This is a genomic window from Sulfitobacter sp. G21635-S1 (assembly GCF_027213915.1).
In the GTDB taxonomy this organism is placed as follows: domain Bacteria; phylum Pseudomonadota; class Alphaproteobacteria; order Rhodobacterales; family Rhodobacteraceae; genus Sulfitobacter.
In genome coordinates, this window is the sequence record NZ_JAPWGV010000039.1 from 1 (window position 1) to 10,497 (window position 10,497).

10 protein-coding genes are annotated in these 10,497 nt (G+C 55.6%); 6 read left to right on the forward strand and 4 right to left on the reverse strand.

Annotation, left to right across the window (positions count from 1 at the left end; all coding sequences use genetic code 11):
* The 4 genes from O4H53_RS25090 to O4H53_RS25105 all read left to right on the forward strand — a co-directional run.
* The coding region (locus tag O4H53_RS25090; protein ID WP_269367660.1) for a hypothetical protein at positions 1-198 on the forward strand (198 nt) is incomplete at its 5' end.
* Positions 199-309: 111 nt separating this feature from the next.
* A complete protein-coding gene (locus O4H53_RS25095; RefSeq protein ID WP_269367661.1) occupies positions 310-663 on the forward strand; it encodes a hypothetical protein in 354 nt (117 codons plus the stop codon).
* 97 nt (positions 664-760) lie between these two features.
* A complete protein-coding gene (locus O4H53_RS25100; RefSeq protein ID WP_269367662.1) occupies positions 761-1,474 on the forward strand; it encodes an NlpC/P60 family protein in 714 nt (237 codons plus the stop codon).
* Between the two features lie 28 nt (positions 1,475-1,502).
* Positions 1,503-1,868: a hypothetical protein gene (locus tag O4H53_RS25105; RefSeq protein ID WP_269367663.1), complete on the forward strand. Its 366-nt coding sequence runs from the start codon at positions 1,503-1,505 to the stop codon at positions 1,866-1,868.
* Between the two features lie 191 nt (positions 1,869-2,059).
* Here the strand turns inward: O4H53_RS25105 and O4H53_RS25110 are convergent, their stop codons facing one another.
* From O4H53_RS25110 to O4H53_RS25125, 4 genes are read right to left on the reverse strand one after another with little or no spacing between them, the layout of a single operon-like run.
* Positions 2,060-2,908, reverse strand: coding sequence for a hypothetical protein (locus O4H53_RS25110; RefSeq protein ID WP_269367664.1), 849 nt, complete (start codon positions 2,906-2,908; stop codon positions 2,060-2,062).
* Entirely contained in the window at positions 2,905-4,545 is a 1,641-nt protein-coding gene (locus O4H53_RS25115) for an AAA family ATPase (protein ID WP_269367665.1), read from the reverse strand. Before O4H53_RS25115 ends, O4H53_RS25110 begins: the two co-directional genes overlap by 4 nt.
* The gene (locus O4H53_RS25120) at positions 4,475-6,037 is read right to left on the reverse strand and encodes a restriction endonuclease subunit S (protein ID WP_269367666.1); all 1,563 of its coding nucleotides are present in this window, start codon (positions 6,035-6,037) and stop codon (positions 4,475-4,477) included. The genes O4H53_RS25115 and O4H53_RS25120 overlap by 71 nt, the downstream gene beginning before the upstream one ends.
* Entirely contained in the window at positions 6,034-7,464 is a 1,431-nt protein-coding gene (locus tag O4H53_RS25125) for a class I SAM-dependent DNA methyltransferase (protein WP_269367667.1), read from the reverse strand. Before O4H53_RS25125 ends, O4H53_RS25120 begins: the two co-directional genes overlap by 4 nt.
* A gap of 1,308 nt (positions 7,465-8,772) precedes the next feature.
* Between O4H53_RS25125 and O4H53_RS25130 the strand changes: the two genes are divergently transcribed.
* Both O4H53_RS25130 and O4H53_RS25135 read left to right on the forward strand, forming a co-directional pair.
* Positions 8,773-9,225, forward strand: a complete 453-nt coding sequence (locus tag O4H53_RS25130) for a CreA family protein (protein WP_269367668.1) — start codon at positions 8,773-8,775, stop codon at positions 9,223-9,225.
* Between the two features lie 101 nt (positions 9,226-9,326).
* Positions 9,327-10,478, forward strand: coding sequence for a lytic murein transglycosylase (locus O4H53_RS25135; protein ID WP_269367669.1), 1,152 nt, complete (start codon positions 9,327-9,329; stop codon positions 10,476-10,478).
* Positions 10,479-10,497: the final 19 nt, after the last annotated feature.

The following is a 10,497-nucleotide window of genomic DNA, read 5'->3' on the forward strand; positions in this document are numbered from 1 at the left end:
ACGTTTTATGACGGCGTGACCAATCGGGGCAATTTGGAGATCGGCGTTTGGCCGCACACTGCAACCCGTTCGGCAGCTTCGACCATAGCGCATGTCTATGCCGTCGCCGCCTATGCCAGGACGTTTACTGAAGCAGAAGCACAAGCCCACATGGCCTATATGCAGACCATCGCTGAGGCCAAGGGCGTCACGTTCTGAGCGAGGCCACCGACATCACGCTGGTCTGAATAAGGACAGCATGATGGGCGCGATGCGGCCTGCTGACCGCATCGCGCTATGACAGAAATCCCAAAAGTGGCGAGAGGTTGAATGGCGCGCACGATGGAAAAGCAATTCACCAGAGGCAATCTGATTTCGATAGTCACTACAGTTCTGACAGGCGCAACGATGCTGGTGGCAGTGGCCACTGCGTTCAACCGGATCGACGCCAAGGCAACCCACAACAAGGACAATGTGGCGCGGATCGAGGCCGACTTTTTGGTCAGGTTCGCGAATTTGTCAGCCCAAGCCGCGCAGACGCGAAATGAGATCACATCCCTGCAGGTGAGCAGCGCCCGGACCATCGCGCAGTATGATGCGCTCATCAAGTCTCTGGACGAGATGAAAGCCACCCTGCGCGACATCACCATGACCCTCAGGGAGCAGGAATCCAAGCGGCGCTGAGGCGCGCTCGAATGGGGCGGCAAGTGACCGTCTGAACCACCTGACAATCTGAAACCCGGCCCGCTATCGCGCGGGCCTTTTGCATTGGGGAAACGCCATGCCGTTGAAATACTCCGAACGCACCCGCGACATCCAGATCGCCCTGAAAAAGCGCGGGTTCGATCCCGGCCCGATTGACGGCCTGAAAGGGTCGCGGACCTCAGCTGCGATCATCGCGTTCAAGCGCTCGATCGGGTTTCGCGCCCGTGACTACGTGGGGCCGTTGACCTGGGCCGCACTGCATCGCCGGGAACCCCCTGAAACACCCGTCACCACCGCGCCGGTTCCCTGGCTGGCCGAGGGGTACAAGCGCATGGGGCTGCACGAGGGGCGCGACAACGGCATCCTGCGCCGCTGGCTGGCCAGCGATGGGCATGCCCTGGGTGATCCGTCCCGGTTCCCCTGGTGCGGCGACTTCGTGGAAACCTGCATCCGCCTGGCGCTGCCGCAGGAACGGTTCACCGGCGACCTGGCGCGCAATCCCTATTGGGCGCTGAACTGGCGCGAGTTTGGCCAGCCCTGCAAGCCCACGGTCGGTGCCGTGATCTCGATCACCCGCAACGGGGGCGGGCACGTCGCCTTTGCCGTGGGTGAGGACGCGCGCCGCATCTACTGCCTGGGCGGCAATCAGCAGAACCGCGTCTGCGTCGTGCCGATCGACAAGAACCGCTTTGTGCCCGCGTCCTGGCGCTGGCCTTTGAGTTATCCACTGGCCGCACCTGGTCTCCCCGCCATGACCTCTGCCGAGGCATCCAGCATCAACGAGGCGTGACGCCTCATCATCCCGAAAGGAAAGACCAATGCTCGACCTTCTGTCGGAGTTCCTGACCAACGAGGCGGTGCAGACCGCGCTGCTGACCATCATCGGCGCCGTCCTCACCTTCATCGCCAACCGTGCCGCCGGGGCGTTCCAGGCTGCGACCGGCATCCGCATCGAGGAAAAGCACATGCGCGCGCTGCACTCGGCCATCATGACCGGCGTCGAGGCCGCGATGATTGACGGGCCGGAAGCCGGGATCGAGGTGATCAAGCACCGCGCGGTGCGATACGCTCAGCAGTCGGTGCCCGACGCGATCCGCGCGCTGGTGCCGGGCGACGGTGTGCTGGATCGGCTGGCAGAGCGGTACGTGCGCGAGGCGATGGGGAGGTACTTGAGGGACGCGTGAGATCTCGCTCACGGCCCAAACCGGCCGTTGGCTCTCATCTTGGATGCTGCGCTGCGGCTTATACAAAGCGGGCTCTCAAGTTTAACAGTTATTCGGCGGTTGTTTGGCAACACCGGCATCGCAAGCAATCGAATGCGAATTTCTGATCATGAGAAGCAAGAAACAGAAGGGCTGCAAAGAAGCTAATCGTACTATGCGGCAATATTGTTTTCCTCAGGCCTTTTAATGAACATAGACAGCCCGTTTGCTTCTAGGCATGCCCTAGCAGCTGCCGCATATGGCGAGTTCGGTGCTGTAAGTTCGGAGATTTTGGGGATGAGACGCCTAATTCTATCATAGTCAGCTTGCGTGCAATCATCTTCGTTGACTGGACATGCTGCACGGAATTCCTCAATCCAACTCGTGACTTCACGCCATTTTTGCTTGCGCGCCTGTACCAAACGTTCTTGATCAAGATGCAGAAAATGCACGGTGGTAATTACCTTCTTCCGAACGACGGCAAGATCAGGAGTTGAAGGCAAAGGTAGACCACGCTCGTCAAACGTCATTAGTTTTGGGTCTTCGGGGTTTGTCGGGTCCAATAGTAAGCACGTTTCGGCATTACAGTTTCGATTGTTCCACGTTGCTCTTTGGCAGCCTGGGGCCAGCGGAAAGTAGTCCCATTTTCCGCGAGCCACCCCCTCTCCGTCTTTGTGAGGGGAATTGGGGTAACTGCCTGCGATCCGATAATTCTTCCAGTCAAAGGCCAGCCAAAGATATCCTTCGTGCTCAGTCTTGTCGGGGTCGAGAGCACGCTTCTTTGGCCTGAAGTGATCAACATGCCAGTCTGACACTGCATCCGGTGCTTCGGAGTACCAGCACTTCCCGGAAGACATTTCAAGCAACTGCGCCTTTATCTCACCCCAAACCGTTGAGTTCGCATCTATAAAAGCCTTGCGCGCATCAAGGTCAGGCAGTGCCTCCAGCTGATCCTGCAGCGCAGTGACCTTCGCTAACCACGCGCCAGGAATCTTTGTTTCGTCCTGAAAAACGTAGATCATTTGTGGGCTTTGTCCTTAGCCATGATCTTTTCAAGCATCACTTTCGCTGCCTCGTTCTGAGCCAAGATCTGGTCTGGAGTGAGAGCGGAGCGCGTATCCTTATTAACCTCCTCTAACGCTCGGAGGAACAGCGCATATTCTGGCTCTCTATCTTCTATTATGAATCCTAGTCGCTTAAGCTCGTTCGATAGCTCGAGGAGATCTCTTTCCTGTGCTTTCGAGCGATTTTCCAACCGCAGCAAAGCATTGCGCTTATCGAGCTTTTCCTGAGTGTTTGGGTCGACGGTGGTGGGAAGGCCAAAGATTTGCGTAAGGATACTGGTGAAGCCAAGACCGCGAGGTTCAACGTCTGGCGGTCTGGCAACTAGTTTGTTGCCGTCATCTCGGTACATGACCTGAACTTGCGATGCCTTAAGCCCTCCCATTGTGAGCGGGTCGTGGCTGGTCATGATGATATGGCTCTCGCGGTTGCCTTGAGCGACCTCTCGAACGAGTGGCAAGTAGTCCCACTTCCAGGCAGGATTAAGGTGAGTGTCTGGTTCATCAAGCAAGAATAGGCTTTCATCGCGACCCGTAAATCGCATTAAGCCCAGTACGCTTAAGAGCTGCTTCTCACCATCGCTGATTTCATGGAAGGGAATCTCGCCATCAACATCGTCGCGCTTCACCCAAATCCTAACCTCTCGAATGAGGTCGGAGATATCAAGTGTTTCGAGGAGCGCGAAGAAAGTTTTTTCGCTGCCAAAGTGATTTGCGATGTCTCGCAGTGATTTTTCGTCCCGGATGAAGATGTAGGCTTGATCTTCGCTTGCTGACTTCGTGCGATAGTCGTCTTGTTCCTTCACCCTGTGATCAAAGGGGGCAAGTGAGTGTTCCCATAGCTGGTGGAGCAATGATCTGACCAACCCAGCTGCATACCAAAAGCGCGGGTCACCATTTTCAAGTTGGTTCTTGTTCGGTTTTTTACCCGCCCACCTTGGCTTTCTCAGGATTAAAAGAGCACTATCGAACCCACTAATACCGAGCTGCCGCTTCAGAAAGGCTCGTGCCGAGTCGGAGCCGCGAGCAAAGTAAGTAAGTAACGCGAGCTGGCCGTATGCTGATCGACAGTAAAAGAGACGTCGTAGGTCGATTTCCTCGATATCGTCTTTTTGCGAGTTTGGTGAAATCACATGCCGGTAATACTTCGCCTGATGGGGGTCAAATAGCTGCTCCAGCCTGCGACTGGCTCCCGAGTAGTAGCCAAAAACATTGTCGGGCAAGAATTTGGTCTTGTTGTCCCTGAAGTCTTTAGTTGAAACCGTCTTACCATCGACTCTGAAAGTTTGCGTCTTACTGTAGACGCCGTTGTCTATCTCAATGCGCCTTCCATGACATTGGTAGGCAAGCGAGTAGGCAAAGTCGGTTCTGTTCTCGAGATCGAGGTCTCGGAAAATCGCTACAAGAGCCTCAATCACGTTGGATTTGCCTGTCCCGTTCTGGCCAATGAGAACAGTCGAGAGCTCGTCTTCATCGAAATCAATCTCAAAGTCACTTAGGTTCTTGAATTTCTTTATCTTTAACCAATCAAGCCGCATTTGTGGCAACAAGCTTTCTTTTGTCCGTCGTTTCGTTAATTCGTCCGGCCGAAACTTCATCCCGAAGTAGCTTATAGAACTCATTCAAATCCATTTCGCTCTTCAACCAAAGGTCTCGTACAGGTGATGTGCCACCAAGTTGTATCAGAAGCTCACTCAGATGGGATTCGGAAACTTGCGATCTCTTTTTCTCGTTCATTTCGTCTGCCTTCGCTGTTCCGGTTTTGACGGTTTTGGTACCCTTGGAGATTCGCTTAGTTTGCTTGGACCGAGATGCTCTTTTTTTGCGAATACGACCAAACAGTTCGCTTGCGGGTTCATCGTTCGGGTCTTGGGCAACAAGTCCTCCCGAAAACGCTTTTTCTAGGACGCGTTGATCCAGGCGGTCGCTGAGCTTTCGCGCATTCTCAGCTTCAGCAGCAAGCCGGTCAATCTTACTGAATGCGCCATGAATTCGATCAATAATCTGCTGCTGCTCGTCAATGGGCGGAACTAGAAACTCAAATGCCTTGAGCTTTTGAGCATTGATGTTGGATTGGCTGACGCTATCCGACTTCACACGCCAGCAATAGGCGCGACCCACCGAACTGTTTAGGGCGTAATTGAGGTACTCAGGCAGGAGTGTTTCGGCGCACTTAACACGGATCAAATATCCTGCATAGATTGCCGGTTGTTCACCTCTGTAAATCGCCGTCTTCCCAACCAATTCAGGACTATTTGTTCGATTAAACAGAACGTCTCCAGGCTCCAGTCGATATTTTTCGATCTCGTCCGGGCGGTCCGAGTAGACCAAATTGGTCCAAGTAAGTTCCATCGACTGGATATTGCCCATCCTAAGGACAGGGATTTCTCCGGTCTTCGATGATTTTGCGGAAGAGCCGTAGCGGACATCGAGGGAATGCTTTTCAAGTCGTTCGGGCTGCCCTACGCCAATACCGTTCTTGACCCGCCAATCATTTGTAAGCTGACCTTGGATGCCAAGAGTCAGCACTTCGGCTTTGTACTTCACTACCAGATTTGCGATGGCGTTTAAGCGGGCTCGGGCGGTGTTGGTGCGGGCGTGGAGGGTGTCGAGCTTCCTCACAATACGTTGTTGCTCGCGGAGAGGAGGGAGTGAAACCTTAGTTTCCTCGAACTGGCTCTTTGTAACGTGACGCAAGCCAACCCCTCCGTGCGCCTTGCCAATTAACTCACTGAGTTTTTGGTTGATTGCGTGGCGAAAGAAGTCTCTGTCCAAGTTCTCGCGGTCGAACTTCACATTAAAAATGTGTTGGTTTAGAACCGCGGGGCCTCCTGTCCAAACATGAGCGCCAAAAGATGTGCCAGGCGTTCCTGACCAGGCAAATAGCAGGTCACCGCTGTCAATCAAGAACCGGTCCCGCACTTCGCCATCAAACCTGTTGAACGGCTTGTCCGGGTTATTGAGGTTCTGAATGCGTACGATTGGCAGGCCGCTTTGGCTCCATTCAGTCGGCTTGAACGCCCGTCCGTTGATAAGATCACACAGCTCGCCAATCTCGGCTTCTATCCAAGTGGGTGGAAAGATACTCATTCTTTTGGCTCTAGGTCGGGAATGTCTTCTAGTTCTTCGCTTAGTGCTTCGATTTCGTCGAGCGCTGCACGCAGATGCACCATGATTGCCGCAGCTATCTCATCTGGATCAGTCAGCGCGTCGTCGACGTCGCGGCTGTCATCACGAAGCCATGTCCAGTCGAGATTGTAATTTTGATCAACAATCTGCTCCCAACTCAGCTTTCGCCACCGACCTTCCTCTCCTTGCTCCTCGCGTTTTGAACCACCAAAAGGATCGTCGCCGTATAATCTCTCGAATTCTTCAAAGTGTCTCGCAGTGATCGAGTTTGTCTTTCCAAATGAGGGCATGTTGGCTCGAAGGTCGTAAAACCATACCGCTTGATCGGATTCGGTATGTTCACGATTAAAGAACAGAACGTTCGTCTTTACTCCTGCACTCGAGAAAATACCGTTCGGCAAGCGCAGAATTGTGTGCAGTCTACACTTTGCCAGCAAGTCTTTTCGTATGAGGCTGCCAGCGCCCGAATCAAAAAGCACGTTGTCTGGTAAGACCACTGCTGCTCGGCCGTTTTCACCAAGGCTCAAGTAGATGTGTTGGAGAAAAACAAGTTGTTTGTTTGCCTTCGGAAAAGGTAGTTCGTTCCGAGTTTCGCGTCGACTACCTGCTTTGCTTCCAAATGGAGGATTGGCAAGGATGAGATCAGCTTCGATCAGCGCCTTTCCATCATCCGTGAGTGCATCGCCATAGATTATCTGAGCATCAAGCTGATTAAGAAAAGTATTCATCAGGCAGATTCTGCGCGTGTTTTTCTCGATTTCAGCTCCTTGATATCTAGGAGGGTTTTCTGCGTAGTCCTCAACTGAGTTGCGTGATCGCACATAGCGATCTGCTGCTACGAGAAAGCCACCGCTTCCAACCGCCGGATCTTGAATATTTTCTCCGATACCAGGTTTCATAATGCGCACTATTGAGTTCACAAGCGCACGCGGTGTGAAGTACTGACCAGCGCCGGAGCGAACATCCTGGGATATTCTCTCTACCAAACCTTCATAGATTTCACCGAACCGGTCGCCGTCAACGACGTTCCAACCGATGTCATTAATCCCGTCAACAACCGCACGCAGATTTACGGAATGGGAAAACACGGTGGTCGGAAAAGCGTATATTGAACGGATGACCTCGCTTTCAGCGGTTGTACCAAGCTGCGTAAGTGCCATTTGATAAAACTCAAGCAGCCCGTGTTCCGGGTGTTCAATAAGGTCTTTCCAACGGCAACCGGCTGGCAGAAGATGTTCTACTCCATTCTCTTCCGCGATTTTCAGAAACAGAAGATAAGTCAGTTCGGTGACGTATTGGTGGTAACTGACGCCGTCACCGCGAAGGATGTGACACAAATCCCAAACCTTCTGAACGATATTCCCGTCCCTCGTTGCTGAGTAAGTCATTGTTTTATATGTTTTTCATGTCGATTATTTCCCCTGCTGCAGTTTGACCGGTCTTGACGTAGACCTCAAGAGGAATAACACGTGGTCTGGGTCGCCTTAACAGTATGAGAAATGCTTGCCGGTCCGGTCCAAGCGTAGCGCTGAGCAACTTGAACGTCTCTCATTGTGGTAGCAGGTGTTCCTGCATCGAGGTCTGCTAATACTGCAAAATCAGCTGTACATTCTTTCTGGAGTGAGAGCCTGATGCTTGTCCAGACTGCTCGGCTTAGAAGATCCGCTATTGCGCTCGTTGCAAGCCCCTGTTGCTACCCCAGCGAAAGACCGCTTTCCGCCCTAGGAGTCTGTGTCACATCGGGCACGTCTGCGCCGCACTTCTGGCGCCGTGCGCGATGGGTCAAGCTTTCGACTGTAACGCCTCCCAGCAAATCATCTCGCTCACGGCGGGCGATCCTTTTGCAATTCCAGCACCGGACCTCGACGTGCGTCACACTGGGCGCAAAGAGAGGTGTTTCTGACATGGTCGACCGGATAGGGCGAGGCCGCGCGATAGTCAACGCCGCAGCTTTGCGGCATGTTTCAGGTGACACCTTGGGTTCTAACCCATTGAAACCTATAGACGGTGTTTGGTGACACCTTTGTACGTAAGCTGTTGGAGAGTAAAGAAACCGCGTATTCCTTCAGGGATCGCCATTTTCGGGTGTCATATGCCAGTCAAACCCGGCTTTGTGTCACATCGCGGGGCAAGAGCGCAGCGGTCATTGGTGAAAAATGCAGATAACGGCGGGATTGAGCCCGAAGTGACGCAAAGCGCAAGCCGGGCCAGCGCCTGCCCGGGGTGGGCGATACTGACCTATGTTCATGCCACTTTATGTCTCAGCTTTGATGAATCCTAACGAGGGAACACCCAGCCTCACCAAATCGCCTACCCGAGGGGCGGGCAGGCGATGGCCCGGCGCCTTCGGCTTGTTCCGGGCTTTGGTTTCCATTGATTGAACGGCAAAAAAGTCTCGCAAAGCGGACCCACGCGCCTCCTGCGTTGAAAGCCCGGTCTAGGTCGGAAATGCGCGACGATTGGGTCAGGATTGCTTGGCGCGGCCACAGACAGGATTCAGCAGATTCCGCATCGTTGAGTCATAGGTGCATGACGTTCGACATCAGGTGAACAGGGCTTTGTCGCCAGTCTGGCGCCGCCTGGCCTGCGCCGCCGGTCACACCAGGCCGCTTTCAGCGGATGCATCCCGGCGGAACCTTCGGCGCATTGGTGCGTTCGGTTGGATGAAACTGAATTGCCTGCCTCCCGCCATCGCCATGTTCCTGTCATTTGGTCTGACCACGGGTCTGGCCACGCCCGCTGCGGCCGAGGTCGTGGGAAACGTGGATGTCGACTGGCTGGGCAACGACATCGTGGTCGAAGCGGTTGCGGACCCCAAGGTCAAGGGCGTGACCTGCCATCTTGCCTATTTCGAGCGGGGGCTCATCGACCGCCTGCAAAAGGGCAATTGGTTCGAGGACCCTTCCAATTCCTCGATCTCATGCCGCCAGACCGGGCCGATCGAGATCGGCGAGATCGACCGCAGCGACGAGGGGGAGGATGTGTTCAGCGAACGCCGTTCCATCATCTTCAAGACACTGCGGGTCAAGCGCATCTTTGACGAGGCGAACCAGACGCTGATCTATATCAGCCACGCCCGCGACGTGCAGAACGGGTCGGCCAAGATGTCGATGTCCACCGTGCCCCTGTTTGGCGCCGGGGTCGATTGACCGGCTGAACAGCGTAAAGCCGCACATGCGCTAGAACCCCGCTTTGCGCGGGGTTTTTCTTGGGTTACCATCAGGAAAAATCCGAGAAACGGGGCAGTAAAATGAATTCGACACGCAGAAATTTCACCTTTGGGCTTGGTGCGCTGGGTCTGGCGGCCTGCACCACGGGCGGCGGCGCGCTGGGGCCGGTGGCGGGCAGTGGCGGCGGCAGCAGCCTGCCCGACGACCTGCGCCCGGTGCCCAATGGCGCCTATGACGCCTGGGTGGCGTCCTTTCGCGACCGGGCTGCCGGACAAGGCATTTCACCCTCTACCCTGAGTGCGGGCTTTCGCGGCGCAGGCTATCTGCCCGGCGTGGTCACCCGTGACCGCAACCAGACGGAGTTTTCCCGCACGCTGGAGGATTACCTCGCCATTGCCGCCTCGGACGAGCGGGTCAGCAAAGGACGTGCGGCCTTTGCCCGGCACCGCAGCACCCTGGCGGCCATCGAAAGCCGTTATGGCGTGGCACCCGAGATCGTGACGGCGGTTTGGGGGCTGGAAAGCTTCTACGGCGAGCGGCGCGGCAATGTGCCGGTGATCTCCTCCACCTCGACGCTGGCCTTCGACGGGCGGCGTGGCGCGTTCTTTGAAAAGCAGCTTCTGGCGGCGCTGAAGATCATCCAGAACGGAGACACCACGGCCCAGAACATGACCGGTTCCTGGGCGGGGGCGATGGGCCATACCCAGTTCATCCCGACTTCCTACGAGGCCTTTGCCGTCGATTTCACCGGCGACGGGCGGCGCGATATCTGGTCGGACGATCCGACGGATTCGCTGGCGTCGACAGCCGCCTACCTGCAGCGCAACGGCTGGACCCGCGGCACCCGCTGGGGCGGCGAGGTTGGCAATGGCGCACCGGCGGGCCGGGCGCTTCAGCCGCAGCCGGGCGGACCGACCTTCAACGTCACCTCCAATTTCAACGTGATCAAGCGCTACAACAATTCCGACAGCTACGCGATTGGCGTCGGCCACCTGGCGGACCGCATCGCGGGCGGCGGGCCGATCAGGGGAAATTTCCCCCCCGACAAGTTCGGCCTGACCAAGGATCAGCGCATCCAGTTGCAAAAACGGCTGACCGCCAAGGGCTTTGACACCGACGGCGCGGATGGCGTGATCGGCCCCAACAGCCGCAAGGCGATTGCCGCCTATCAATCCAGCATCGGCCGCGCCGCGACAGGCGATCCATCGGTGGACCTGTTGCAGACGCTGTAGGATCAATGGGTCCTGAGCC

Excerpts from the sequence above, each read along its gene's own strand:
- O4H53_RS25095 (WP_269367661.1), top strand. The coding sequence starts at position 310 with ATGGCGCGCACGATGGAAAAGCAATTCACCAGAGGCAATCTGATTTCG.
- O4H53_RS25100 (WP_269367662.1), top strand. The coding sequence starts at position 761 with ATGCCGTTGAAATACTCCGAACGCACCCGCGACATCCAGATCGCCCTG.
- O4H53_RS25105 (WP_269367663.1), top strand. The coding sequence starts at position 1,503 with ATGCTCGACCTTCTGTCGGAGTTCCTGACCAACGAGGCGGTGCAGACC.
- O4H53_RS25110 (WP_269367664.1), bottom strand. The coding sequence starts at position 2,908 with ATGATCTACGTTTTTCAGGACGAAACAAAGATTCCTGGCGCGTGGTTA.
- O4H53_RS25115 (WP_269367665.1), bottom strand. The coding sequence starts at position 4,545 with ATGAAGTTTCGGCCGGACGAATTAACGAAACGACGGACAAAAGAAAGC.
- O4H53_RS25120 (WP_269367666.1), bottom strand. The coding sequence starts at position 6,037 with ATGAGTATCTTTCCACCCACTTGGATAGAAGCCGAGATTGGCGAGCTG.
- O4H53_RS25125 (WP_269367667.1), bottom strand. The coding sequence starts at position 7,464 with ATGACTTACTCAGCAACGAGGGACGGGAATATCGTTCAGAAGGTTTGG.
- O4H53_RS25130 (WP_269367668.1), top strand. The coding sequence starts at position 8,773 with ATGTTCCTGTCATTTGGTCTGACCACGGGTCTGGCCACGCCCGCTGCG.
- O4H53_RS25135 (WP_269367669.1), top strand. The coding sequence starts at position 9,327 with ATGAATTCGACACGCAGAAATTTCACCTTTGGGCTTGGTGCGCTGGGT.